This window comes from Brevundimonas subvibrioides (genome assembly GCF_027271155.1).
In the GTDB taxonomy this organism is placed as follows: domain Bacteria; phylum Pseudomonadota; class Alphaproteobacteria; order Caulobacterales; family Caulobacteraceae; genus Brevundimonas; species Brevundimonas subvibrioides_D.
The window spans coordinates 2,763,185-2,787,888 of the sequence record NZ_CP114542.1 but is presented as its reverse complement, the minus strand read 5'-3'; the positions used below and the strand labels follow the sequence as shown (position 1 = coordinate 2,787,888).

General features: G+C 67.6%; 29 protein-coding genes and 1 tRNA gene. 16 read left to right on the top strand and 14 right to left on the bottom strand.

All coding sequences use genetic code 11. The features are described from left to right. Positions 1 to 11: 11 nt before the first annotated feature. Complete coding sequence (locus O3139_RS13840; RefSeq protein WP_269514683.1) at positions 12 to 1,220, bottom strand: FAD-binding domain-containing protein; 1,209 nt, start codon at positions 1,218 to 1,220, stop codon at positions 12 to 14. A gap of 120 nt (positions 1,221 to 1,340) precedes the next feature. On the opposite strand from O3139_RS13840, the gene cckA reads away from it, so the two are divergent. Next, positions 1,341 to 3,401, top strand: a complete 2,061-nt coding sequence (cckA, locus tag O3139_RS13835; RefSeq protein WP_269514682.1) for a cell cycle histidine kinase CckA — start codon at positions 1,341 to 1,343, stop codon at positions 3,399 to 3,401. 58 nt (positions 3,402 to 3,459) lie between these two features. Here the strand turns inward: cckA and O3139_RS13830 are convergent, their stop codons facing one another. Then, a complete protein-coding gene (locus O3139_RS13830; RefSeq protein ID WP_269514681.1) occupies positions 3,460 to 4,020 on the bottom strand; it encodes a CarD family transcriptional regulator in 561 nt (186 codons plus the stop codon). 308 nt (positions 4,021 to 4,328) lie between these two features. Beyond that, the gene (fdxA, locus tag O3139_RS13825; protein ID WP_269514680.1) at positions 4,329 to 4,670 is read right to left on the bottom strand and encodes a ferredoxin FdxA; all 342 of its coding nucleotides are present in this window, start codon (positions 4,668 to 4,670) and stop codon (positions 4,329 to 4,331) included. A 194-nt stretch (positions 4,671 to 4,864) separates the two neighbouring features. Here fdxA and O3139_RS13820 point away from each other — a divergent pair, with 194 nt between their 5' ends. Beyond that, complete coding sequence (locus O3139_RS13820; protein WP_269514679.1) at positions 4,865 to 5,497, top strand: YceI family protein; 633 nt, start codon at positions 4,865 to 4,867, stop codon at positions 5,495 to 5,497. Between the two features lie 2 nt (positions 5,498 to 5,499). Here O3139_RS13820 and O3139_RS13815 read toward each other — a convergent pair whose 3' ends face one another. The 6 genes from O3139_RS13815 to O3139_RS13790 are packed head-to-tail and all read right to left on the bottom strand — an operon-like array spanning position 5,500 to position 11,499. Then, positions 5,500 to 5,790 (bottom strand): RNA-binding S4 domain-containing protein, encoded by a 291-nt coding sequence (locus tag O3139_RS13815; RefSeq protein ID WP_269514678.1) that lies wholly within the window; start codon positions 5,788 to 5,790, stop codon positions 5,500 to 5,502. Further along, the gene (locus O3139_RS13810; RefSeq protein WP_269514677.1) at positions 5,787 to 7,112 is read right to left on the bottom strand and encodes an MFS transporter; all 1,326 of its coding nucleotides are present in this window, start codon (positions 7,110 to 7,112) and stop codon (positions 5,787 to 5,789) included. Before O3139_RS13810 ends, O3139_RS13815 begins: the two co-directional genes overlap by 4 nt. Positions 7,113 to 7,129: 17 nt before the next feature. Beyond that, positions 7,130 to 9,625: a helicase-related protein gene (locus O3139_RS13805; protein ID WP_269514676.1), complete on the bottom strand. Its 2,496-nt coding sequence runs from the start codon at positions 9,623 to 9,625 to the stop codon at positions 7,130 to 7,132. 57 nt (positions 9,626 to 9,682) lie between these two features. Further along, positions 9,683 to 10,288, bottom strand: a complete 606-nt coding sequence (locus O3139_RS13800; protein ID WP_269514675.1) for a 2-hydroxychromene-2-carboxylate isomerase — start codon at positions 10,286 to 10,288, stop codon at positions 9,683 to 9,685. After that, positions 10,285 to 11,019, bottom strand: a complete 735-nt coding sequence (locus tag O3139_RS13795; protein WP_269514674.1) for an SDR family NAD(P)-dependent oxidoreductase — start codon at positions 11,017 to 11,019, stop codon at positions 10,285 to 10,287. The genes O3139_RS13800 and O3139_RS13795 overlap by 4 nt, the downstream gene beginning before the upstream one ends. A 39-nt stretch (positions 11,020 to 11,058) precedes the next feature. Next, positions 11,059 to 11,499: an ABA4-like family protein gene (locus O3139_RS13790; protein ID WP_269514673.1), complete on the bottom strand. Its 441-nt coding sequence runs from the start codon at positions 11,497 to 11,499 to the stop codon at positions 11,059 to 11,061. 172 nt (positions 11,500 to 11,671) lie between these two features. Between O3139_RS13790 and O3139_RS13785 the strand changes: the two genes are divergently transcribed. Beyond that, on the top strand, positions 11,672 to 11,971 hold the full coding sequence (locus O3139_RS13785; protein ID WP_269514672.1) for a ubiquitin-like protein: 300 nt from the start codon (positions 11,672 to 11,674) through the stop codon (positions 11,969 to 11,971). 222 nt (positions 11,972 to 12,193) lie between these two features. Beyond that, positions 12,194 to 12,270 (top strand) — tRNA-Arg (locus tag O3139_RS13780). Between the two features lie 5 nt (positions 12,271 to 12,275). Here the strand turns inward: O3139_RS13780 and O3139_RS13775 are convergent. Then, a complete protein-coding gene (locus O3139_RS13775) occupies positions 12,276 to 12,692 on the bottom strand; it encodes a DUF983 domain-containing protein (RefSeq protein ID WP_269514671.1) in 417 nt (138 codons plus the stop codon). A 111-nt stretch (positions 12,693 to 12,803) separates the two neighbouring features. Between O3139_RS13775 and O3139_RS13770 the strand changes: the two genes are divergently transcribed. Then, a complete protein-coding gene (locus O3139_RS13770) occupies positions 12,804 to 15,671 on the top strand; it encodes a tetratricopeptide repeat protein (RefSeq protein WP_269514670.1) in 2,868 nt (955 codons plus the stop codon). 124 nt (positions 15,672 to 15,795) lie between these two features. Here O3139_RS13770 and O3139_RS13765 read toward each other — a convergent pair whose 3' ends face one another. The 3 genes from O3139_RS13765 to O3139_RS13755 all read right to left on the bottom strand — a co-directional run bounded on the left by O3139_RS13765 (position 15,796) and on the right by O3139_RS13755 (position 17,286). Continuing rightward, entirely contained in the window at positions 15,796 to 16,074 is a 279-nt protein-coding gene (locus O3139_RS13765) for an HU family DNA-binding protein (RefSeq protein WP_209322515.1), read from the bottom strand. 115 nt (positions 16,075 to 16,189) lie between these two features. Beyond that, positions 16,190 to 17,014 (bottom strand): flagellar type III secretion system pore protein FliP, encoded by an 825-nt coding sequence (fliP, locus tag O3139_RS13760; RefSeq protein ID WP_269514669.1) that lies wholly within the window; start codon positions 17,012 to 17,014, stop codon positions 16,190 to 16,192. Continuing rightward, positions 17,011 to 17,286: a FliO/MopB family protein gene (locus tag O3139_RS13755; protein WP_269514668.1), complete on the bottom strand. Its 276-nt coding sequence runs from the start codon at positions 17,284 to 17,286 to the stop codon at positions 17,011 to 17,013. The genes fliP and O3139_RS13755 overlap by 4 nt, the downstream gene beginning before the upstream one ends. A 120-nt stretch (positions 17,287 to 17,406) precedes the next feature. Here O3139_RS13755 and O3139_RS13750 point away from each other — a divergent pair, with 120 nt between their 5' ends. Genes O3139_RS13750 through O3139_RS13740 form a run of 3 tightly spaced genes read left to right on the top strand, consistent with a single transcriptional unit; the run spans position 17,407 to position 18,555 of the window. Beyond that, positions 17,407 to 17,811, top strand: coding sequence for a flagellar basal body protein (locus tag O3139_RS13750; RefSeq protein ID WP_269514667.1), 405 nt, complete (start codon positions 17,407 to 17,409; stop codon positions 17,809 to 17,811). Continuing rightward, a complete protein-coding gene (gene flgC / locus O3139_RS13745) occupies positions 17,808 to 18,242 on the top strand; it encodes a flagellar basal body rod protein FlgC (RefSeq protein ID WP_269514666.1) in 435 nt (144 codons plus the stop codon). Before O3139_RS13750 ends, flgC begins: the two co-directional genes overlap by 4 nt. Before the next feature lie 13 nt (positions 18,243 to 18,255). After that, the gene (locus tag O3139_RS13740) at positions 18,256 to 18,555 is read left to right on the top strand and encodes a flagellar hook-basal body complex protein FliE (protein WP_269514665.1); all 300 of its coding nucleotides are present in this window, start codon (positions 18,256 to 18,258) and stop codon (positions 18,553 to 18,555) included. A 12-nt stretch (positions 18,556 to 18,567) separates the two neighbouring features. On the opposite strand, the gene erpA is transcribed toward O3139_RS13740, so the two are convergent. Beyond that, complete coding sequence (erpA, locus tag O3139_RS13735; protein WP_269514664.1) at positions 18,568 to 18,945, bottom strand: iron-sulfur cluster insertion protein ErpA; 378 nt, start codon at positions 18,943 to 18,945, stop codon at positions 18,568 to 18,570. Positions 18,946 to 18,992: 47 nt separating this feature from the next. Here erpA and O3139_RS13730 point away from each other — a divergent pair, with 47 nt between their 5' ends. The 8 genes from O3139_RS13730 (at position 18,993) to O3139_RS13695 (ending at position 24,650) form a co-directional block, all read left to right on the top strand. Continuing rightward, positions 18,993 to 20,186, top strand: a complete 1,194-nt coding sequence (locus tag O3139_RS13730) for a deoxyguanosinetriphosphate triphosphohydrolase (protein ID WP_269514663.1) — start codon at positions 18,993 to 18,995, stop codon at positions 20,184 to 20,186. A gap of 79 nt (positions 20,187 to 20,265) precedes the next feature. Beyond that, positions 20,266 to 21,015 (top strand): SPOR domain-containing protein, encoded by a 750-nt coding sequence (locus O3139_RS13725; RefSeq protein ID WP_269514662.1) that lies wholly within the window; start codon positions 20,266 to 20,268, stop codon positions 21,013 to 21,015. Positions 21,016 to 21,019: 4 nt separating this feature from the next. After that, entirely contained in the window at positions 21,020 to 22,066 is a 1,047-nt protein-coding gene (nagZ, locus tag O3139_RS13720; protein ID WP_269514661.1) for a beta-N-acetylhexosaminidase, read from the top strand. Between the two features lie 42 nt (positions 22,067 to 22,108). Continuing rightward, a complete protein-coding gene (locus O3139_RS13715) occupies positions 22,109 to 22,927 on the top strand; it encodes a segregation and condensation protein A (protein WP_269514660.1) in 819 nt (272 codons plus the stop codon). After that, positions 22,924 to 23,580: an SMC-Scp complex subunit ScpB gene (gene scpB / locus O3139_RS13710; protein ID WP_269514659.1), complete on the top strand. Its 657-nt coding sequence runs from the start codon at positions 22,924 to 22,926 to the stop codon at positions 23,578 to 23,580. Before O3139_RS13715 ends, scpB begins: the two co-directional genes overlap by 4 nt. An 80-nt stretch (positions 23,581 to 23,660) precedes the next feature. Beyond that, positions 23,661 to 23,939: a hypothetical protein gene (locus tag O3139_RS13705; protein ID WP_269514658.1), complete on the top strand. Its 279-nt coding sequence runs from the start codon at positions 23,661 to 23,663 to the stop codon at positions 23,937 to 23,939. A 106-nt stretch (positions 23,940 to 24,045) separates the two neighbouring features. Next, the gene (gene ykgO / locus O3139_RS13700; RefSeq protein WP_008263184.1) at positions 24,046 to 24,171 is read left to right on the top strand and encodes a type B 50S ribosomal protein L36; all 126 of its coding nucleotides are present in this window, start codon (positions 24,046 to 24,048) and stop codon (positions 24,169 to 24,171) included. 203 nt (positions 24,172 to 24,374) lie between these two features. Beyond that, a complete protein-coding gene (locus O3139_RS13695) occupies positions 24,375 to 24,650 on the top strand; it encodes a DUF2312 domain-containing protein (RefSeq protein ID WP_269514654.1) in 276 nt (91 codons plus the stop codon). The last annotated feature ends 54 nt before the right edge of the window (positions 24,651 to 24,704 follow it).

Here is a 24,704-nt window from a genome sequence, read left to right as displayed (position 1 = left end):
CCGATTGCCGGTCAGATCCGCAGGCCTTCGGCGATCAGGGCGGCGGGGGCGCGCTCGCTGAACTTGAAGAACCCTTTTGTCGCCAGCGGCCAGAGCCGGTCGTCCCAGGGCCGGCGGAGCCGCGTCAGAGCGATGCCCTGTCCCGTCAGGGCTGTCTCGAGCTCAACGAGGGCATCCGCGACCGGACCCACGGGTGCTTCCAGAACGACCACCTGATCGGTCTCCGTGTCCCGGGCCATCTTCAACACGGCATCGCCTACCTGTGACAGGGCGACGACACAGGGGCGGTCGAAGTAGGCTGCGCAGCGGGTCGCTGTGTCCTCCATCGCAGCGGCCGCGAACCGTCCTTTCGCCTCGGCCCAGGATGACTGTGGATCGCCACAGGCCGCGATCACCACGGCCTCGGGTCGCCACCCGGCCGGCAGGGCGCTCTCGGGACTGAGGTCCTCTCCCGTCACCAGCAGCAGACTTCGGCCCGGCGGCGGCGAAGGTGTCAATGGTGCGAGCGGCCGTGTCACCGGCAGCGGGGCCTCGTTCAGCGGCAGGGCGCGGGTCGCCAGACCCTGCGGGCGGAACCGGCCATCGGTGAACCGCTCGATATTCTCCGGCGTCGCCAGATAGGTCTTGCCCACGGTCTGCAGGCCGGCCACCCATCGCCACGACAGGGTGTTCGAGGCCGGATCCCCGTCCAGCAGATGTCGCAGGAAAAAGTCTGCTCCCAGGGCCCAGGGCAGGCCCAGGGTGAAGATCCACATCGAGGCGAACCACATGCGCGCGTGATTGTGCAGATAGCCGGTCCGAACGAGCTCTCGCGCCCAGTCGTCAAACCCCTCTATGCCTGTCGCCCCCGCCTCGGCCCCGGCGACCGCACGGCTCAGGTCTGACGAAAGCGGGGCATCCCGTTCGATCAGGAAACGGGTCCAGACCTCCCGGTTCATCTGCAGCCAGCCCTTCCAGTAGGTCCGCCACAGCACCTCCTGGATAAACCGCCGGGCCGAGCGCGGATCGTGGTGCTCCAGCACGCTGGCGATGACCTCGTGTTCGGTCACCAGCCGGTGCCGCAGCCAGGGCGACAGGCCCGATACCGCTTGCCGTCCCTCCGGCCCGGCATCGGTGTTGCGCCCCATGCCATAGGCCTCTCCGGCATGCGGCATGAAGTCGGCCAGTCGCCGAAGGCCGGCGGCGCGCGTGGGAGGAAAGCGATCAAGTGGGTCGGACATGACCCGAGCCATAGCGCAGGCCCGGCGCCTGCGGACTGTGGCCGATGGCGCGGCGGGCGATTTCGCCAGGCCGATGGATCGCGCGTATGCTTATGCCCTGCGATTCGCGGGAGCGACCCCATGACGACAACCGGACCGACCCGTTCCAGCCCGCCGGTCGACATTGCCTTGGTCCTGATGGTGGTGGGATTCACGGTCGCCGTCGCGGCCCTGGCCTGGCCGATGTTTCGCACCGGGCCGATCGCCACGCCGTACATATTGCTCATGATTGCCGTCGCGGGCGTCGCCCTGCTGGGCCTTTTCGCCTTCGGACGGACCGAGACCCGCAAGCCGGCGCGACCCGACGGTGACGTCGCGGTCGAGATGCTGGATGCGATGGCGGAGCCGGCAGCCCTGGTCACGGCCACCGGCCAGATTCTGGCCTTCAACGGGGCCTGGGTGTCGCAGAACGGCGCGACGGTGGCCCTGCCGAAAGCCCAGTCGGCCCAGGCCCTCTACATGGCCTTTGCCCAGGCGCGCTCGGGCCATCAGGGGCGCGCTATCGTCACCATCGGCGCGCGCGAGATTGAGGTCCTGATCGGCCAGGCCGGGGAGGGTCGGTTTCTGGTTCGTGAGGCCCCCGAAGCGACGCTGACGACGCCGCCGCCGACGGTGGCGGGCAATGCCTATGTGGCCCAGGCGGGGGAGGGGCGGGCCATGGCGGCCGGAGCTCCGTTCGGATCGGCGATCATCGGCGGCGACGACCTGTTCGTCGGCCATACCGAGGATGCGAACCCCGCCCTGGCCGTTCTGACCGGCCCGGCCGCGGCGCGCGATGCCGCCTTCGGCCATCTGTTCGATCCGACCGGGGTTGCGGAAGCGCGCGAACGGATGGCGGCGGGATCGACCGGCCCGATCGAGCTGGTGGCGCGCGCCCACCCCGACCGGATGCTGCACCTGTATGTCGCGCCCGAAGGCGACAAGCGCCGCGTCTGGCTGTTCGATGTCTCGGCCCAGAAGTCGATGGAGCTGCAGCTCTCGCAGGCCCAGAAGATGCAGGCCGTGGGCCAGCTGGCCGGCGGCGTGGCCCACGACTTCAACAATTTGCTGACCGCGATCCAGCTGCAGCTTTCCGAGTTGCTGGAACGGCACCCGGTCGGCGATCCGTCCTACGACGGCCTGAACCAGATCCGTCAGACCGGCATCCGAGCCGCCGACCTGGTGAGGAAGCTGCTGGCCTTCTCGCGCAAATCGACGGTGCGGCGCGAACGGCTGGATCTGGGCGAGCTGGTCGGAGAGTTCGCGGTCCTGCTGCGCCGCCTGCTGCGCGAGGATGTGCGGCTGGAGACCGACTATGGCCGCGATCTGCCGATCGTCCTGGCCGACAAGTCCCAGCTGGAGACCGCGGTGATGAACCTGGCCGTCAATGCCCGCGACGCCATGCGCGGCGTGGTCGAGCCCGGGGCCGGGGTGGTCACCATCCGCACCCTGCGCCTGTCGCAGGAGCAGGCGCGGACCCTGGGCTGGCGCGAGGCTCCGGCGGGCCACAGCGCCCTGATCGAGGTGTCCGACACCGGTCCCGGCGTGCCGCCCGAGCTGCTGGACAAGATCTTCGAGCCCTTCTTCACCACCAAGGCGGTCAATGAGGGCACCGGCATGGGCCTGGCGACCGTCTACGGCATCGTCCAGCAGGCCGGCGGCCATATCGGCGTCACGAACCTCGACGGGGCCGGGGCAGCCTTCCGAATCTTCCTGCCGGCCGCGACTGAACAGGAGCTGACCGAGGTCGCCCCCCTCGAAATCAAGATGAAGGCCGCGCCGCGCGACCTGTCCGGCAACGGCCGCATCCTGTTCGTCGAGGACGAGGCGGCCGTGCGCGGCATCGCCGCCAAGCTGTTGCGTCAACGTGGCTATGAGGTCATCGAGGCCGCCGACGGCGAGGAGGCCCTGATCCTGGCCGAGGAATGGGCCGGCCAGATCGACATGCTGATCAGCGACGTCATCATGCCGGGCCTGGACGGGCCGTCCCTGCTCAAGAAGGCGCGCCAATACCTGGGCGACGCGCCGGTGATGTTCATCTCGGGCTATGCCGAAAGCGACTTCTCGGACCTGCTGCAGGACGAGGTCGGGGTGTCCTTCCTGCCCAAGCCGCTGGACATCAAGACCCTGGCGGAACGGGTCAAGCAGGAGCTGAGGGGCTAGCCAAGGAAAAGGCCCGGCGTTTCCGCCGGGCCTGGTCTTGTCCGCATGGCCTGGAGGATCAGGCCGCTTCGGCTTCCGCGTCCTCGTCGACCACTTCGGCGACGGGGGCATTGGCCTTCTTGGCGCTCAGCGACTTGGACAGCAGCTGGACGGCGGCGTCCTTGTCGATGCGGTTGGCGGCGGCGACCTCGCGGGCCATCCGGTCCAGCGCCGATTCATAGAGCTGACGCTCCGAATACGACTGTTCCGGCTGCGAATCGGCCCGGTGAAGGTCGCGAACGACCTCGGCGATGCAGACCAGGTCGCCGGAGTTGATCTTGGCTTCGTATTCCTGCGCGCGGCGGCTCCACATCGTGCGCTTGATGCGGGCGCGGCCCTTCAGCGTCGTCAGGGCCTTGGTCACCACGTCTTCCGACGCCAGCGACCGCAGGCCGGCCGTCTTGGCCTTCCGGGTCGGGACACGCAGGGTCATCTTCTCGTGGTCGAAGGTCACGACATAGACCTCCAGCGACATGCCGGCGACTTCCTGGACCTCGACGGCCGCGACCTTGCCGACGCCGTGCGCCGGATAGACGACCGCGTCGCCAACCTTGAATTCCAGAACGCTCTTGGTGGTCATGTCATTCCTTTCCCGGACGCAGGGGTTGGCGAGACGAACACGCGACGGCGGAAACGGCTTCACCGACCGGCGATGGGGGTCGCCAGTGGGAAAGAGCGTCATTCGTCAGTCGTGGAAACGGATCACCGAACCTCTGGCCGACCCCGCCGTCATGGACGGGGTTCTGTCGCAAACGCGGGCGGCGCGTGAAAAACGCGATCCGCCCGACCCAATGCGAAGGAACATATCACAAAACGAGGCAATTTCAAAACGTCACGCGCGAGATGCTCCGGGCACCGCACATCATGACCGCATTGCGTCCGACGCGCTCAGGAGCCCTTGCCGGGCTCGGCGCTAAAGTATTTCTCGAACTTGCCCGTCTCGCGCTCGAACTGCTCGCGATCGGCCGGCGGCGTGCCCTTGACCGTGATGTTGGGCCAGACCCGTGCATATTGGGCGTTGATCTGCAGCCACTTGCCGTCCGGCTCGTCCTCGGTGTCCGGCTTGATGGCATCGACCGGGCATTCGGGTTCGCAGACGCCGCAGTCGATGCATTCGTCGGGCGCGATGGCCAGAAAATTCTCGCCTTCATAGAAGCAGTCGACGGGACAGACCTCGACGCAGTCCATGAACTTACATTTCACGCAGGCGTCGGTGACGATGTAGGTCATGGGCGAAAATCGGTGTTCTGGAAGGTTGGGCGAAACACCCTCTCGGGCGTTCCGGACATGCAGGCGCGCCTCGCCCCTGTCAACACGCCCGGCGGGCCCGGATGGACGCATAAACCTTGCCCTTCCGGTCAGCCCGCCTATTTGCAGCAGTGCTGATTGCAGTTAGCGCTGTTTCCCATCCAGGAGTTTGCTCCATGCTGAACCGTCGCCTGCTCGTTCGATCCACCGTCGCCGGGGCTCTCGCCCTCGGACTGCTCGGGGGCGGGGCCGTTGTCGCCCAGTCCGCCCTGACCCAGAACCCCGCCGAAGTCCGCGCCGGGGCCTATGCGCTCGATTCCGGCCACGGCAAGATCACCTGGTCGGTCAACCACCTCGGCTTCTCGACCTACTACGGTCAGTTCGTGAACGTGAAGGCGGACCTGACCATCGATCCGGCCAATCCGTCGGCCAGCACCCTGACCGCCACCATCCCCCTGACCGACGTCGCGCCGAACGACGACCGGCTGAAGGCTCACCTGCAGACCGCCGACTTCTTCGACGCCGCCAACCACCCGACCGCCACCTTCGTGTCGCGTTCGGTGACGGTGGACGCGGATGACGCCAATGAGGCCACGGTGGTCGGCGACCTGACCATGCGCGGTGTCACCCGGCCGGTGACCATTGAGGTTCAGTTCAATCAGGCCGGCACCGCCATGGGTGCCTACAAGGCCGGCTTCGACGGCGAGGCCACGATCAAGCGTTCGGAGTTCGGCATCAACTACGCCCTGCCGGCCGTGTCCGACGAGGTAAAGCTGCACATCGAAGGCGAGTTCAACATCGTCGAATAGGCCTATTCGGGGTCATCCCCGATCGGGACATAGAGGGCGCGGGCCTCCGCCGGAGGGCCGCGCCGCTCGCCCAAGGCCTCGACCCGCACGACCGTGATCCGGCCCTCGCGGGCGAAGACGATCTCGTCGCCCGGGTGGACGACGCGGCTGGGCTTGTCCAGCCGCGTCTGCCGCCCCTGATGCGTCAGACGCACCGCGCCGCGCTCGACCAGGGCGGCGGCCAGCGACCGCGTTTTCGCGAACCGCGCCCGCCACAGCCAGACATCGATGCGGACGGACTCGACCGGGGTCATGCGGGGGTGCCCGTCTCCGGTGCCGGCGTCGCATAGGCGGCCGACAGTCGGCGATAGAACCGCGAGTTGAAGGCCACGATCGTGGCGATCAGCCCCAGCACCCCTGCCACCGTAAAGACCAGGGCCATGCCCCGGGCCGGGCCGCGCCCGAACCAGTCCCCGATCGCCTCCGCTCCCGCGCCGTCGGTCATAAAGGGGATGACCAGGAACTGGGTCAGGGGGCCGATCAGGAAGGCGGTCAGGGGGGAGGCGGCCTGTTCCACCGACTGGGCGAAGCCGAACACCCGGCCCTGACGCTCGAACGGCACGACCTTCTGCAGGGTCGTTTGTTCCGCCGCCTCCGCATAGGGGCCGAGGAACATCCAGATGAAACACCCCGTCGCCAGCAGCGGAATGGAGGGCTGGATCGTGAAGATCGCCGCCGTCGCCCAGGCCACCAGATTGACGATCATCAGGGTTCGCAGCGGACGGCTTCCCAGACCCACGCGCGAGATCAGGATCCCCGACAGAATGAAGGCGATCGAGACGCCGCCCCACAAAAGGCCCCACTGCCGGACCGGCATCATCGACAGGCCGTAGGCGTCCATCAGCGCCATGAAGACCCCACCCAGGAAGTTGTTGAAAGTGGCGAACAGGATCAGGGCGAACAGGCCCGGCACCGCTCCCACGATCCGGATCGTCCCCCTCAGATCGACGCGGCGCGGCGCGGTCCTCTCACCGGCTTCGGACGACGGGGCTGGCTCCGGCACAGGCACCAGGACCAGATGCAGGAAGATCAGCGCGGTCAGGACCAGGGCGATTGCCAGGGTCGCGACCATGCCGCCCCACGCCACCAGAAACCCCGAGATCACCGAGGTCGTCAGGAACCCGATCCCCGTGACCATACCGACCAGCCCGTTGGCCCGGTCGCGCCGATCCTCGTCCACCAGCACGGTCACCAGCGTCGGCAGGGCGATGGTGCGGATATTGCCGGCGATGACGCCCAGCATGATCAGGCCGATGAAGACCCACAGGAACAGCCCCGACACCGACCGAAGCGCGGCATCCGGTGTCAGGGCCAGCAGAGTCAGGGCCGCGGCATAGAACCCGGCCGAAGCGACGCTGGACCCCAGCATGACCCGCTTCTTGCGATGGTGATCGACCAGGCTGCCGAGCCAGAAGGCCAGCCCCGCCGTCAGCGCCAGATACAGTCCCGCGATCATGCCCGTGGCGAACACCGACCGGGTCTCCAGATAGACCCAGAAGGTCAGGGCAAACCAGACGGTGAAATTGGTGACGTTGGCCACCAGATTGTTGACCAGCAAATGATGAAACGGGCGCATTCCGGCGGCGGACTCCATCAGGCAGATGTCGCCACAGCCTTGCGCGGTCGCTTGCGCGCGCGTCGCGCCGGGGCCGGGGCTGGGGCCTGGGACAGTTCGGCCAGTCTGGCGAAGGGTGAATCCTTCACGACCGCCGGTACCTTGCCGTCCCGATCCGGCATCTGGGCCCGCACGACCTTCAGCGCGGCCCAGATCGCCCTGGCCGCCTCGCTGCTCCAGCCCAGCGTCGTCAGCGCCTCATCCGACAGCCGGCCCTTGCCTTCGCGCCTCAGATCGGCAGCCCGCTCAAGGTCCTCGACCGGTACGGCCCAGCGCCCGGCGGCGCGCACGCCGAAGGCCGCCAGCGCACGGGCGGACGGGGCGGGGCTCGGTAACAGGATCAGGCCTTCCGGCTTGGCCCGGAACGGCTCGGCGGCGGCGAACGCCTGGGCCAGGGTGCGGGCGCGGGGCTTCAGCACCCCGGGCAACCATACCGAATGCGTCCCGACCCGAATGGCGAAGGTCCTGATTGTGCGCCGCTCGACCTGGCTGAGCGCTGCCAGATCGCGTTCGACCTCGCGCCGGTCAATGACGCCGCCAGCCTCCAGCAGGCGGAAGGCGATGCCGCGCGGCAGCCCTTTCAGCGCTCCGCTCTCGATCGCGATCTTCAGCCGGCGCAGGTCACGCAGCGCACGCCCGGCCTCGGACGCCAGCCAGGCCTCGATGCGTCGCTGGGCCCGGTCCCGGGCGGCCTGGGGTCCGAGGTCGCCGATCAGGCGGACGCGCGGGCTGAACGGTTCGGTATTGACGATCTTCGCCGCCAGGGCGCTCGCCCACAGGACGTCGCCCTCTGGCGTAACGGCAAAGGCGTCGTCGCCGTCGCCCGCCAGCTTGCCGAGGCGGCGCGCGATCTCCGGGCCCACGGCGCGCAGGGCGGCGGTCCTGAGCGTCCGGTCGGCAAGGGCCGAGCCTCCGGCCGCCACCGCGAACCGGACGCCCTCCAGATGCCCGACCGCCTCGCCGTCGACGGTGACGATGCCGTCGTCGGCCACCTCGGCCATCGTGTCCTGCCGGTCGTGCAGGGACCGCATCAGGGCGGTGGTCTTGCGATCCACAAACCGGGCCGTGAGTCGTTCGTGCAGCACGTCCGACAGCCGGTCCTCCAGAGCCCGCGTCCGCTCGCGCCAGCCCTTCATGCCGTCCAGCCAGTCCGGCCGGTTGGCGATGTAGCTCAGCGTCCGCACCCCTGCGAGCCGCGCCGACAGCTGGTCGATCTGCCCGTCGTCCCGATCGACCTCGGCGAAGCGCGGTGCGAACCAGTCCTCGCTCAGCCGGCCGCGCTTGCCGGTCAGGGCGTGGAAGACGTCGCGTGACAGGCGGGCATGTTCCTCGATCGTCGTCTTCTGGAAGTCCGGCAGCTGGCACGCTTCCCAAAGACGCATGATGGTCCCGCGCGAGCGTCCGATGCGCTTGACCGCGTCGTCCTGCATGGCGCGCCGCAGCAGGGTTTCGTCCAGCGCCTGTCCGGTCAGCTTCAGCCCGGGGACGCCCGGCGTCTGGACCAGAGATCGCAGCAGGTCGGGCAGGGTGTCGAAATCCAGCCGGGCGTTCCGCCACTCGATGGCCTGGACGGGGTCGAAGCGGTGTTCGACGACCTGCTCGACCAGGTCCTCGTCCAACTCCTCGGCCTCGCCGGTGACGCCGAATGTCCCGTCGCGGATATGGCGCCCGGCGCGGCCGGCGATCTGGGCGATTTCGTGGGCGTGCAGCCAGCGGGTCCGCCGTCCGTCGAACTTTCGCATTCCGGCGAAGGCGACATGATCCACGTCCATGTTCAGCCCCATGCCGATGGCATCGGTGGCGACCAGGAAATCAACCTCGCCGGACTGGAACAGGGACACCTGGGCGTTGCGGGTACGGGGGCTCAAGCTGCCCATGACCACGGCCGCGCCTCCGCGCTGGCGCCGGATCAGTTCGGCGATGGCATAGACCTGCTCGGTCGAGAAGGCGACGATGGCGCTGCGGCGGGGCAGGCGGGTCAATTTTTTCGATCCGGCCCAGGTCAGGTTGGACAGCCGCTCGCGGGTGACAATCTCCAGATCGGGGATCAGCCGCCGCATCAGGGGGGCCATGGTCGCGGCCCCCAGGAACATGGTCTCGAACCGGCCGCGGGCATGCAGAAGACGCGAGGTGAAGACGTGGCCGCGCTCCGGATCGGCGGCCAGCTGGATCTCGTCGATGGCCAGGAACTCGACCTCGCGCTCCAGCGGCATGGCCTCGACCGTGCAGACCCAATAGTGGGGCCGGGGCGGGATGATCTTTTCCTCGCCGGTGATCAGGGCGACGGCATTGGCACCGCGCTGCCTGACGATCCGCTCGTAGATCTCGCGCGCCAGCAGCCGCAGCGGCAGGCCGATCATGCCCGAGGCATGACCCAGCATCCGCTCGACCGCCAGATGGGTCTTCCCGGTATTGGTGGGGCCCAGAACCGCGACGACGCGGGAGGGCGGCAGGCCTGTCGAGCGATCGCTCATGATTTCAACAAGGTGGCGATTCGCTTCGGGTTCCTCAAGCGAAACGGCGTCTCGTCGTCACACTTGCGTCAGCAACTCCTCCACCTGCCCCAGCCGTTCCTTGCCGAAGAACATCTCGTCGCCGACGAAGAAGGTGGGAACGCCGAAGGCTCCGCGTTCGACAGCGGCGGCGGTGTTGTCCGCCAGCCTCGCCTTGACCGCATCGGTCTGTGCTGCCGTCAGGATCGCCTCGGCATCAAGGCCTGCCCCGGTCAGGACGGTGGCCAGGATGGCCGGGTCGCCCATCGCCAGGCGTTGCTCCCAGAAGCCAGCCGAGACCGCCTCGACGTAGGGTTCGAAATCCGGGCTGCCTTCGAGCGCGCACAGGCCGCGCATGGCCAGCAGGCTGTTGATCGGAAAGTGCGGGTTCATGCGGAACGCAGTCAGCGCGTGCCGGGCGATGAAACGGCGGATCTCCAGCATCTCATAGTCCATCTTGCCCTTGATGCCGCCGAACGCGACCATCGGTGCCTGGTTGCCGGTGGCCTTGAACAATCCACCCAGCAGGCACGGGATCAGATTGATCCGGGCTCCCGTCCGTTCCGTGACACCCCTCAGGGCCTTGAGCGCGAAATAGCCGTTGGGGCTGGCGAAATCGAAGATGAAGTCGACGGTTTTGGTCACCAGGTTTCCTTCCAGGGGCGCAGGTCCAGCTCGAACGTCCAGGCGCTGCGTTGCTGATTGTGCAGCCAGACGTAATTCCTTGCGATCTCGTCGGGTTTCAGGATCGCGTCCTCGTCCAGCAGGGTCTGGATGTCCGGCGCGATGGAGCGGGCGAAGACGCCATCGATCATCCCATCGACCACGACATGGGCCACGTGGATGCCTTGCGGTCCCATCTCGCGCGCCAGGCTCTGGGCCAGCTGGCGCAGCGCCGCCTTGGCCCCGGCAAAGGCCGAGAATCCCGCACCGCCGCGCGTCGAGGCGGTCGCCCCGGTGAACAGGATCGTCCCCTTGCCGCGCGGGGCCATGACGCGCGCTGCCTCCCGTCCTGTGAAAAAGCCGGACAGGGCCGCCATCTCCCACACCTTGGAATAGACCTGGGCCGTCGTGTCGATCACGGGAAAGCGCACGTTCGCGCCGATGTTGAACACCACGACCTGCAGCGGGCCGATCTCGGCCTCGATCCTGTCGATCAGGGCGATCATTTCGGCTTCGACGCGAGCATCGACGCCGAAGGCATGGGCCTCGCCGCCCCCGGCGCGGATGGAGGCGGCGACGGCTTCCAGCTGAGCCAGGTTGCGCGGCCGCCGGGTGATGCACACGGCCAGACCCTCGCGGGCAAAGGCGCGGGCGATGGCGGAGCCTACGCCGTCTCCGGCACCGACGATCAGACAGGATGGCTTCAGGGGCATGGCAGTCTCTCGTGGACGAGAGACCGTTTCATATCAAAACTAAGTCGTCAACGCGGGCGGCTGTTGACGTCCAGGACGAGCGCGGACGACCAGATAGGTCAGCAGGCCGATCGGCCCCGCCATCAGCGTCAGGAACAGGACCGGCAGCATGGCCCAGTGCGGCACGCCCCGCTTGCCCGCGTCCTCGATCGCCCAGGATCCCACCCACAGATCGAAGGCCAGATAGTGGACCCAGCCGACCAGCACGGCGCGCGGCTGGCTGAACCCTTCGGTCAGGCCCGACAGGGTGGTCAGATCGCCACCCAGCCCGCCGCCCGCGACCGCCTGGACCAGAAGAATGGTGTAGGCGACGGCCAGGGCGACCACGATGCAGCGTGCCGCCGCGACGATCGCACCTCGTCGCAACGGAGCGAACGCGAGGATGATCCATCCGGCCAGGGCAACCAGATTTGCGATGTTGAACAGGGCGTCGAGGGTCATTGGATGCTCTTTCAACAGCCGTAGTGAGCGTCAATTCGAAGATTCTGCTCGGCCATGCAGCGGGAGCTCCAACCGGGTCCCGGGCGGCATACTTTTGCGGCGGCCCCGGGCATGATTGACAGGGCGAACAGGCCCCACACTATCCTGCCGCTTTGACACATGGAGATTGTTCATGATGCGACCCCTGAAAGCCTGGGCCCTGGCCATCTCAATATCTGTGATGACGGCCTTCGTGTCCCCTGCATTCGCCATGGAGGTGTTTCTGAGGATGCCTGATCGCAGCGTCATTGTTCTGCAGGTCGAACCCAGTGACACTATCGAGAACGTCAAGACCAAGGTCCAGGATCAGAAAGGCGTGCCCGGCGACCGGCAGAGAATCATTTTCGCCGGTCGGGAGTTGGAGGATAATCGCACCCTTGCCGACTACAACGTTCAGGCGAACAGCACTCTCATTCTCATCCTCCGACGTTGAGCTTAACGCCCAGCAAGGCGAGTGCGGAACAGGGCGGAAACGAATCAGGACCGAATCGGCGACCACGTTCGATTCGGGGTTTGTTCACCCCAAGATATTGTATCTTAATGCCTATTAACCACAAAAAAGATTCGGTCAACAGGGGCAAACGGCCGTCCGCTGGCGTCGAAATCCCGGGCCCATCTTTCCCCTTGCGGCGCGACCCGCTAGGACGCGGCCAACGGCTCCGTAGCTCAGCTGCATAGAGCAAGGCTTTCCTAAAGCCGAGGTCGGGGGTTGGAGTCCCTCCGGGGCCGCCACACCTTCATTTCCACTTCGACCCCTCGCCGTGGCCACCGATGCTTTCCCACTCGGGCGGCGCGGCCTTGTGGACGTACTGCTCTGACACCAGCCAGCCCTTGAAAGGCCGCAGCACCAGCAGGCAGGCCGCGGCAATCAGGGGAAAGGTAAAGGCGAAATGCACCCAGATCGGCGGGTGGACGGTGAACTCGAACGCCATGAATGCCACCATGCCGATGACGCCGATCGCGGACATGGCAAAGAAGGCCGGGCCGTCGGCGGGCTCGGCAAAGCTATAGTCCAGACCACAGGCCGGACAGGCGGGTCGGATGGTCAGGTATCCCTGCAGCAGCGGCCCCTTGCCACAGCGCGGACAGCGACAGCGCAGGCCCGTGGAGAGCGTGGACAGGGTTGGATATTCGGGGGCGGTTAAGGGGGACATTCTGGACTCCTGACCCACATCAGGTCGGCCATATGTCGCAACGCATCAACACGCGATCAGTCACACCCCGTTAACCGCGTCGAAAGGGCGCTCGCGCGAGTGTGCGCGCGTATGGCCGGAGCCCGCAGCAGGACCGCAATCGGACGAACCACGGTAGCGCTCGGCGCGGCCGGGACGATTGCGTTCGCCCCGATCGCAGGTGCGCTGCCCGCGATCGCCCAGGAGGCCAGCGCGGCGCTGGACCCTGTCACGATCCGCATCGGAGCCAATCAGGGTTTCACCCGGGTGGAGTTCGCCGGGATCGTCGGTTCGCGCGCGCGGGTGCGCCGCGAGGGACAGAGCGTCATCGTCCGCATCGGCTCCACTGCCGCCCCGGACGTCAGCCGTCTGAAGGTCGACCCCCCACCCGGGGTCGAGAAGGTCGAGACCCGCTCTGCCCTCGACGCCACCGAGCTCGTCGTCACCCTGGCCGAGGGGGCGGACGCACGGTCCGGCTCGGCCGACGGGGCGGTCTGGCTGAATCTGTATCCGGCCGGTTCGACAGCCGCCGTCGCGACCGAGGTCAGTCCTGTTCCCGCCGGTGGCGCGGTCCCCGTGACGGCGACCAAAACCGACCAGCAGGTCACACTGAAGTTCGACTGGGCTGCCCCCGTTGGCGCTGCGGTCTTCCGGAGGGGTGCGGCGGTCTGGATCGTGTTCGACACAGCCGCGCGCATGGATCTGCGCCAGGCCACCGATCTGGGCACCGGCCGCGAGGCGCGCTGGGCGGTCGGGCCGGACTATACCGCCATGCGGATCTCGGTCCCCGAGGACCAGGCCGTCACGGCGGTCGGCGCGGGAACCGGCTGGAGCGTCACCATCGGCGGCGCGCCGGGTGCAGCGACCGGCGTGGACGTGACCCGCGACGACACGACCGATGCCTCGATCGTCGCCCGCATGGCCGGGACGACCAAGGCCATCTGGCTGACCGATCCGATGGTCGGCGACCGGTTCGCGGCCGTTACGGCCCTGGCCCCGGGCAAGGGCTTCGGCGACCGCCGATCCAGCGTCGACGCCACCCTGTTGCCCACCGCCCAAGGGCTCGCGATCGAGACACCCACCGACGACCTGTCGATCCGGGCGGAGGGCGATCTGGTCACCCTGACCCGACCCGGCGGCCTGTTGCTGTCGCCGCCCTCCAACGTGCTGGACCCCGCAGCGCCCGCCGAGGAACCCGGACCCGCCAAGGCCCCGTTCCCGTCCCTGATTCTGGCCGACTGGGGCGATGCAGGTCCAGAAGGCTTCGCTATCCGTTATCGCAAGCTGCAGGATGCGGCAGCTCAGGAAACCATCGCCTCCGCCGATAATCCGCGCGCCCCGATCGAGGCGCGGATGGCCCTGACGCGGTTCCTGGTCGGGAACGGCCTGGGTTTTGAGGCCATCGGCGTGGTCAATGCCCTGATCGCCCGGACTCCGGCCATGCAGGGCGAGCCGGAGGTGCGCGGCCTGCGCGGCGCGGCCCGCGCGTCCATCGGTCGGGTGGAAGAGGCGATCATCGATTTTTCCTCCGGGTCCCTGGCCGGTGATCCCGCGACCCGGGTCTGGCAGGGGTATCTGGCCTCCGAACAGGGCGACTGGGCCGCCGCGCGCACGGCCTTCGCCGCCGGGGCCGCGGTGATCGACCAGTTCCCGGCCGTGTGGCGTGCCCGGTTCGGAGCCGCCCATGCGATGGCGGCGCTCGAGACCGGCGATCTTGCCGCCGCACGCGCGCTTCTGGATTACAGTTTCTCCCAGAACGCCCCCGCCGCCGACCAGCTGACAGCCAGGCTGGTCCAGGCGCGGCTGTTCGAACTGGACGGTCAGACCGATCGTGCGCTGGCCGTCTATCGCGCCATCGGCCGCGCGCCGCTGGACGGGATCGCGACCCCGGCCAAGCTGGGTGTCATCAAGATCGAACTGGCCAAGGGCACGATGACGCCGGTCGATGCGGCAGCCCAGCTGGAACAGCTGAAGTGGCGTTGGCGGGGCGACGCAACCGAACTGGCGGTCATCCGTACCCTGGGTAGCCTCTACCTGTCCCAGGGACGTTACCGCGAGGCGCTGGACACACTGCGCGGCGCAGGCAGGCGGCTGGGCAACCTGCCGGGTGCGGTTGAGCTGCAGTCCGACTTGCAGAATGCCTTCCGGGCCATGTTCCTCGACGGGGCGGCCGATGGCCTGCAACCGGTTCAGGCCCTGGCGCTGTTCTATGACTTCCGCGACCTGACGCCGGTTGGAGCCGACGGCGACGAGATGGTGCGACGTCTGGCGAGACGCCTGATCGATGTTGACCTTCTGGACCAGGCGGCAGAGCTTCTGAAGCATCAGGTCGATGAGCGGCTGGAGGGCGTGGCCAAGGCCCAGGTCGCCACCAACCTGGCCACCGTCTATCTGATGGACCGTCAGCCCGAGAAGGCGTTGCAGGCCATCTGGGGCTCGCGCACGACGCTTTTGCCGACCGCACTCAATGCCGAGCGGCGGGCGCTGGAGGCGCGCGCCCTGATGGATCTGGGACGCTACGACCACGCGATTGAGACCCTGGGCGACGACCAGAGCCCGGCGGCCATGGACGTGCGGGCCGATATCTTCTGGAAGCAGGAAAACTGGGCGGGGGCCGCCGCTCTTTACGAAGCCCGCCTCGGTGAACGGTTCAAGGACACGGCCACGGCCCTGACCCCGGACGAGGAGAGCCGCGTGATCCGGGCAGGCGTGGGCTATTCCCTGACGCGTGACGAGGCCTCTCTGGCCCGCCTGTCGCGCAACTATGGGCCGTTCGAGGCCAAGGCCCGATCGGGCGCGGCGCTGCGGATCGCGCTGGACGGTCTGAATGGAATGGAAGGTGCCGCGAGCGCCCAGGACTTCGCGGGGCTGACGGCTTCGGCCGACACCTTTACCGGCTGGGTCACCCAGATGAAGGCACAGCTCAAAGAAAGAACGGGCGGGAAAAATCCTCCCCCGTAGGGGGAGGGGGGACCGCGAGGCGGTGAAGGGGATTTGCCCCGGACACCGGATTTGCGGTTGGCCCCCTCCGTCATGGCGCGAAGCCGCGCCATGCCACCTCCCCCAAATGGGGGAGGATCAAACCTTACTTGTTGACCGCATCCTTGAGCGGCTTCGACACGCGGAAACGCACGGCCTTGGAGGCGGCGATCTTGATGGTCGCGCCGGTGGCCGGGTTGCGGCCTTCGCGGGCGGCGCGGGCAGCGGTGTCGAACACACCCAGGTTGGAGATGCGAACGTCGCCGCCGCCGATCAGCGACGAATGGATGTTCTTGACGATGGCTTCCAGCACGCGGCCGGCGTCGGCCTGCGAGACACCTGCGTCCTTGGCGACGGCGGCGATGAGTTCAGCTTGGGTGGTCATAAGGGTCGTTTCCCGAAAAGCTCGCTCGATTCCCGAGCGATGACGGGGGGATCAACACGCCTTTTGGGCGACTTTGCAAGCGCCATCGGAGCGGAAAGCCTTTGAGGGTGGGGATTCACCCCGCCCCGGAGGCCTGTCTGAAGCTTTCCACAAGGCTTCCGGCGACGAGTCTCCACCCGTCCACAAGCACGAAGAAGATCAGCTTGAACGGCAGGGAGATCACCACCGGCGGCAGCATCATCATGCCCATGGACATCAGCACGCTGGCGACCACCAGATCGATCACAAGGAACGGAACAAAAAGGAGAAATCCGATCTCGAAGGCCTTCTTCAGCTCCGAGATCATGAAGGCGGGGGTGACCACCCGCAGGGGCAGGTCGGCGGCCTGGGTCGGGACCTCGATCCGGCTCAATCGGGTGAACAGCGCCAGGTCTCCCTGGTCCACCTGGGCCAGCATGAAAGTCTTCACAGGTTCCGATGCCAGATCGAACGCCTGGGGCAGTTCCATCTGCTGATCCATCAGCGGCCGGATGCCCGAATCATAGGCGTCCTGCCAGGTCGGGGCCATGACGATGGCGCTCAGGAAAAGGGCCAGCGACACCAGAACCGCGTTCGGCGGCGACTGCTGCATGCCCAGCGCGGTCCGCAGCAACGACAGGACGACGATGATTCGCACGAAGCTGGTGGTCATGATGACGATCGACGGGGCCAGCGACAGGACGGTCATCAGGCCGACCAGCTGCACGACCCGTTCGGTCAGCCCGGCACCGGTGCCGAGGTCCAGGTTGATCGCCGCGCCGGACTGTGCGGCCGCTGCGGCATCCTGTGCGAAGGCGGCGATGGGCCAGGCCAGGCAGATCAGGGTCGTCAGCAGGGAAAGCTTGAGCGCGTTTTTCAGCTCTGCCCGAGTAGGAACCGTGAAGATGTCCTTGAGTTTCATGATGCGACTCCGGGACCCCGCGGCTCGATCAACTCGCGGCCTTCGCCCAGCAGGATCAGCCGTTCCTCATCGTCGACCTTGACCAGAACCAGCCGCCGCGCCGGATCCAGAACCAGGGTCTCGACCACGGTCATCCGTCGCTCGCCCCGCTCGGCGCTCAGCCTGGCCATGATCTGGGGCGCATAGCGACGGGCCGCCCAGGCGGCCAGGCCGATCAGGCCGAGAGTGAAGGCGAGGCCAAAGATGGCGCGCGCGAGATCGAGGAAGTTCATGCTGTGCGGCCCCGGAAACCTCTCCGAGACTTAACGATCAGGGTTAACGCCGCGTTTAGATAACCCCCCGTTAACCACACAGACGGCATTTATTGCCTATCGACCACGAGGACGATCCCGATGGGCGTCGCCGACATACCTCTGCTGGGCCAGATCAAGGGCCGTCTGTCCTGGCTGGACGAGCGCCAGCGGGTCGTGGCCCAGAACGTCGCCAACGCCGACACCCCCGGCTATGTGGCCAAGGACCTGAAGACCCCGACCGATTTCGCGGCGGCGCTGCGGAACGGGGGTGGTCTGACCATGTCGCGGACCAATGCCGCCCACCTGACGAGCGGAACCCCGGTCGCCCGGTTCACCTCTTCGGCGTCTCCTGATTCGGAAACGACGCTGGATGGCAACTCGGTCGTGGTCGAGGAGCAGATGCTCAAGATGGCCGAGAGCCGGATGGCCTATGACGCCGCCATCGGCCTGTACCAGAAGTCGATGTCGATGCTGCGCCTCGCCGCCAAGGTGCCCGGTAGATGAGCGATCCCGTCAATGGCCGAAACGGCGCGCCCCGCAACAGCGCCATGGCCGTCGCGGCCTCCGCCCTCACGGCGCAGCAGTCGCGCATGCGGATCATCGCCGAGAATATCGCCAACGCCGAATCGACCGCTCGCACGGCAGGCGGCCAGCCCTATCGCCGCCAGATCCCCGTATTCGAGGCGCGCCAGATCGACGGCGCGACCGGAGTCTCCCTGGCCGAGGTCCGCCCGGACCAAAGCGACTTCCGCCGCGAATACGATCCGTCGCATCCCGCCGCCGATGCCGACGGCTATGTGCTGCGTCCCAATGTCGACACCCTGATCGAGGGCATGGACATGCGCGAGGCCCAGCGGGCCTACGAAGCCAATCTGAACGTGATCGAGACCGCGCGGACGATGGCAAGCCGCACCCTCGATATCCTGAAACGCTAGGCGAGGCTGAACGATGAACCCCTTGATGGCGGCACGGGCCTATGCGGCCACCCAGGGTGCCGGTGAAACCGGTGCCGGGGCTACCGTCACGGGCGGCCCCGACTTCTCGCAGATGCTGCAGGGGGTCATGGGCGACATGACCAACCAGACCCGGGCCGCCGAGACGCAGATGACCCAGGCGGTTCAGGGTCAGGGATCGATGATCGACATGGTTACGGCCGTCTCGAGCGCCGAGGCCTCTCTGGAAACCGTCATCGCCGTCCGCGACCAGGTGATCCAGGCCTATCAGGAAATCATGCGGATGCCGATCTAGGGCCGATCGTGGCTAGATCGAGAAGCTGACCCCGCAGCCGCAGCTGGTGGCCGCGTTCGGATTGCGGATCACGAACTGGGCACCGGCCAGCTCGTCGACCCAGGCGATCTCCGAACCCTTGAGAAACGGCACCGAGACCGGATCGATCAGGGCCGCCTGACCCGCCGTCTCGATGCGGATGTCGTCGGCCTCGGCCGTTTCCACCAGATCGAGCCGGTACTGGAAGCCCGAACAGCCGCCGCCCTCGACCGCGACACGGAGCAGGACGGGGTGGCCCTCGACCTCGGCCAGTCTGGCCAGACGTCTGGCCGCGCTATCGGCCAGCACGATGCCCTCGGGCGCACGCGTCGACAGGGTGAAGGTTGGTGCCTCGGATTGGACGCTGGTCATGGTGCCCTATATGAGACCGCAAAGGCCGGTTCGCAAAGGCCGGACGGATGAAGCCTGACACCGTGAGCCATAATCGCCTGCGAAGCCCCTATGCCGAGACGCCCGAGACTTCGCGCGGGCGGCTGATCCCCGAGACCCCCAGCCGGACGCGTAGTGCCTTCGCCCGCGACCGCGACCGGATCATCCACTGCACCGCTTTCCGTCGGCTGAAGGAAAAAACCCAGGTCTTCGTGGCGCACGAGGGCGACCATTACCGGACCCGCCTGACCCACAGCCTGGAGGTCAGCCAGATCGCCCGGTCCCTGGCCCATGCGCTCGGGCTGGATCAGGACCTGGCCGAGACCATCGCCCTGGCCCATGATCTGGGGCATCCACCGTTCGGCCATGCGGGCGAGGACGAGCTGCAGGCCCGGATGGTGGCCTGGGGCGGGTTCGATCATAACGTCCAGACCTTCCGCGTCGTCACCGACCTGGAGGTCCGCTATCCGGCCTGGCGCGGGCTGAACCTGACTTGGGAGACGCTGGAAGGCGTCATCAAGCACAACGGCCCCGTCTCGCACCGGCTGGACGATCCGGCGTGGAAGGCGATCGCCGACTATGGCCGGGGCTGGGACCTGTCGCTGGACGGCTTTGCCTCGCTGGAGGCCCAGTGCGCTGCCATCGCCGATGACATCGCCTACAACAACCACGATGTGGACGACGGGGTTCAGGCCGGCCTGTTCACGCTGGCCGATCTGGCCGACGTGCCGCTGATCGGGCCGGTGCTGCACGATACCCGCCGCGACTGGCCCGATGTCGATGAGCGCATGATCCGGCTGGAGGCCGTGCGGCGCATGATTGGCGTGATGGTCGATGACGTGCTGGCCGAGACCACCCGCCTGCTGGCCGAACACCGCATCGGCTCGGTTCAGGATGTTCGGACCGCACCGCGTGCCCTGGTGCAGTTCTCGCCCGGCATGCTGGCCGACCTGGGGGTGCTCCGCCGGTTCCTGTATGAGCGGATGTATCGCCACTATCGCGTCAACCGGACCCGCAGCCAGGCCCGGCGCATCCTGGCGGAGATGTTCACCCTGTTCATGGCCGAGCCGGAGGTTCTGCCGACCGAATGGGCCTTCTCTGCCGAAGGCACGGAGGCTCGCCGCGCCCGCGCTGTTTGCGACTATATTGCGGGCATGACGGACCGCTATGCGATCGAGGAACATTCCAGGCTGTTCAACCTCGACATTGGCCTCGATCTCTGATTCTACGACGGGGTCGGGACGGGCTAGACTGGGCAGCCGCCGCAACGATTCGCGCCCGGTCCGATGGAGACGGAACCCCATGTCCCACGACGACGATTACCGCCCCCGGGAACGCGGTGCCTATACGCCTCCCACCGACGACGACCTGCCGTTCAACCGGGGTGGCTTCGATGCGCGCCGCGGCCCGCCGGCCAAGGCTCCTCCCGTCACCCTGATCGTCAGTGCCGGGGTTCTGCTGGTCCTGATCATCGCGGTCGTGCTGTTCTATCGCTCGGGCCTGCGGTCCTCGAACGATGCCCCGCCGGCGATCGGCACGCCGGTGGCCCAGATCCGCGTCGCCCCGACCGAGGACGCCCAGCCCATCGACCCGGAAGCGGGCGTCGGCCTGTACGACCAGGCCGAGGACGTGACCACCCCACCCGCCTTCACGCCTCCGCCCGAAACGCCCCGGCCCCGTCCTCTGCCGCGCCCGATCGAGGTGGCCGGGCCCGTGACCCCGCCTGTGACGCGCCCGGCCACCACCTCCGCTCCGACCCGCCCTGCCCCGGCGACCACGACGACCCCGCCCGCCGCCGCCAACGGCGCGGGCGGATCGGCCGCCGTGCAGATCGGTGCGTTTTCCTCGACTGTCATCGCCGACCGCGAATACGCCGCCATGGCCGCGCGCTTCCCGCAGTTTGCGCGGAACGCCACCAAGCGGGTGCAGGAGGTGACAGCGTCCAACGGCTCGACCGTCTATCGCACCACCTTCACTGGCCTGAGCGCCGAGGATGCCCGCAGCTTCTGCTCGGCGATCAAGGCCGGCGGCGGCGACTGCCTGGTGCGATAGGGCGGTGACCACCGCCGCCATCTATGGCTGTTCCGGGCTGGTGCTGACCGGGGAAGAACGCGCCTTCTTCGCCGACGCCCGGCCGTGGGGCTTCATCCTGTTCCGGCGCAATGTGGACAGCCCCGAACAGGTGTTGCGACTGACAGAGGCCCTGCGCCACAGCGTCGGCTGGGACGCGCCGGTTCTGGTCGATCAGGAGGGCGGGCGTGTCCAGCGGCTGGGTCCACCCCACTGGCCGAAATATCCGCCGGGTGACGCCTATCTGAAGGCCACCAACGATCCCCTGACGGCCCGCGAACTGGCCCGGCTGGGCGGGCGGCTTATGGCCCATGACCTGAAGGCGGTCGGTATCAACATCAATTGCGCGCCTGTTCTGGACGTGCCGACGGCGGGGGCTCACGACATCATCGGCGACCGCGCCTATGCGCAGGATCCGGCCACGGTGACCCAGCTGGGCCGCGCTGTGGCCGAAGGGCTTCTGGCGGGCGGCGTCTTGCCCGTCATCAAGCATATGCCCGGCCACGGCCGCGCCTTCGCCGACAGCCACAAGGAGCTGCCCACGGTCAACGCCGGGCTGGAGGCGCTGGATGCCTGGGACTTCGCCCCGTTCAAGGCCATGTCCGACATGCCGATCGGCATGACCGCCCACATCGTCTTCACCGCCATCGACCGGAAGCGTCCGGCGACCCAGTCGAGGAAAGCCATCCGGATGATCCGCGATCGTCTGGGCTTCGGTGGCCTGCTGCTATCCGACGATCTGGTGATGAATGCCCTGTCCGGCACCCTGACGGAGCGGGCGGAAAAGTCCCTGAAGGCCGGGTGCGATCTGGTCATCCACTGGAACGGGGACTTGGCCCAGATGCGTGAGGTGGCCGAGGGGGTCGGTCGTCTGAAGGGCGGGGCGGCCCGGCGCGCGGCGGCGGCCCTGGCCCGGATCGTCCATACGCCCGAGCCGCTGGACGTGTCCGAGGCGCGCGGCCGGTTCGATGCCATGCTGGCCGGGCGGTTGACCGCGGCGAAGGGTCCGGACGTCGGCGAGGCCCAGGCATGAATCCGCATCAAGCAACACGACTGCGCGTCAGGCTCCACCGGGATGTCTGAGACCTTCCAGCCCAATCTGGATTTCACGGCGGTGGCCGAGGTCGATGACCGTGACGCCTTCGTGGTCGATCTGGACGGCTATGAAGGGCCGCTGCACGTCCTGCTGGCCCTTGCGCGGAACCAGAAGGTCGACCTGCTGAAGCTGTCGATCACCCGGCTGGCCGAACAGTATCTGGCCTTCGTCCACGAGGCGCGGCGGCGGAATTTCTCGCTGGCGGCGGACTATCTGGTGATGGCGTCCTGGCTGGCCTATCTGAAATCCCGTCTGCTGCTGCCCCGCACCGACCAGGGCAAGGGCGACGAACCGCCCGCCGAGGAGATGGCGGCCGCCCTGGCCTTCCGGCTGCAGAAGCTGGAGGCGATGCGCAAGGCATCGGAGGCCCTGCAGGCCCGGCCGCAGCTGAAGCGCGATTTCTTCATGCGGGGCGATCCCCAGGCGACGGTGATCGTGCCGTCCGACCGGATCGATGCCAGCCTGTATGAGCTGATGGCCGCCTATGTGGGGCAGCGCCGCCGGGAACAGGCCCGGCACTACAATCCCGGCCAGAGGGTCGAGGCCTATCCACTGGAGGAGGCGCGCGACTGGTTGCGTCACATCCTGCCGCAGCTGTCCGACTGGACCTCGCTGGAGTGGGTGGCCCCCGTCCGCGACGGAGTGGGTCCCTCCCAGGCTTCCCTGATGGCCTCCACCCTCTCCGCCGGCCTGGAGCTGGTCAAGGAAGGGGCCATGGAAGTCCGTCAGGAGAAGGCTTTCGACGAGGTGTGGCTGAAGCGGCGAGGGCTCGGCCACGGTCTGGAGCTGACGCCGTGACCGACCTGACCTTTACCCCCGACGAGGCCGAGATCGAGCGACGCGTCGAGGCGCTGCTGTTCGCCGCCGCCGGTCCGCTGTCCGCTGCCGACATTGCGCGCCGCCTGCCGGAGGGGGCCGACGCCGGTCGGGCTATTTCGGCGCTGAGGGCACGTTACGAGGGCCGGGGCGTCGAACTGGCCTGTGTCGCGGACCGCTGGGTCTTCCGGACGGCGGCCGACCTGTCCTTCCTGATGACGGAAGAGCGCGAGGAGCCGCGCCGCCTGTCCAAGGCTGCGCTCGAGACCCTGGCCATCATCGCCTACCATCAGCCGGTCACCCGGGCCGAGATCGAGAGCGTGAGAGGGGTGTCGATCTCGCGCGGCACTCTGGACCTGCTGCTGGAGATGGGGTTCGTGCGCTTGCGGGGACGCAGGCGGACGCCGGGCCGGCCGGTCACCTATGCGACGGCAGACCGGTTCCTGGAGCATTTCGGACTGGCGAGCCTGTACGACCTGCCGGGCGCGGCGGAGATGAAGGCGGCAGGATTGCTGGACCTGTCGCTGCCCACCGGGTTCGAGGTGCCGGATCCCTCGCGCGCCGGACCGGACGATGAGGATCCCATCGAGGATGGCGACGCGCCCGAGTTCGCCCAGGATTTCGTCGGCGACTGACGGCTGCAGGGCGGGAACGCAACCCTTCGCGGGGACAGGTCGTTTGCCATCGAACGCCGATCCATTCGAGGAGACCGACCATGCGCATCCTGACCGTCGCTTCCGTCACCGCCATCACCGCCTTCGCCCTTGCGGCCTGCCAGCCTGCCGCCGGGGAAAAGACGGCTGCCGCCGAACCGCAGCAGGAGATCCGGTCCACCACGGCCCCGTCCGTCGGCGGCCCGACCGAACTGCCCAGGGACGGCGGCGTGACGCCGACGCCGGAAGCGATGGAGGGGGCCTCGGCCGCCGATGTCGGCGCGGCCGTGTCGCCCGACGAAGCCGCCGTGCTTTCGGGTGGCGAGCAGAACAGGCAATAGGCCTGTCCGGCTTGACGCAGGCAGGGGCCATGGCTATACGCACGCCTCCGCCGCTGGGGCTCCCTTGCGGCTTTTCTGTTTTCGCTTCGCTTTAGGACGTCCGACCATGAAGGTCCGCAGCTCGCTCAAGTCGCTCAAGACCCGCCACCGCGACTGCAAGGTCGTGCGCCGCAAGGGCGTCGTCTTCGTGATCAACAAAACCGACCCGCGCTTCAAGGCGAAGCAGGGCTGACGTCCTGGCGCGCGCGGCGCGGTCTCGCGCTGCCTGAGCGTCGGATGGTCTATCCACAGGCCGCGGACCTTGTCCGCGGCCTTTTTCGTGTCCGGCGTTGAGCCTATGGCCGGGACATGGTTAGCGTCGCCGCTCGTTTTCACAACGCGCTCAAGCAGCGAGGTGCCGCGCACCGAGCGATAGCGCCCGAAGGACCTTTACCTATGGCCGACGACGCCTCGTTCGATGCTTCGCCCGACGTTCTGAACTCGGCCGCCCAGGGTCGGCTGCGCACCATCATCGAGCGGATCGAGCGCCTGGAAGAGGACAAGGCTGCGATCATGGCCGACCAGAAGGAGGTCTTCGCCGAAGCCAAGGGCGAAGGCTATGACGTCAAGATCCTGCGCAAGGTCATCCGCATCCGCAAGCAGGACAAGGCCAAGCGACAGGAAGAGGACGCGATCCTGGACCTGTATCTGTCGGCGCTCGGCGAGATCTGAACCTGAAGCGGACGCCCCTCCCGGGCGGTCCGAAGGCCCAGCCCCGGAACACGG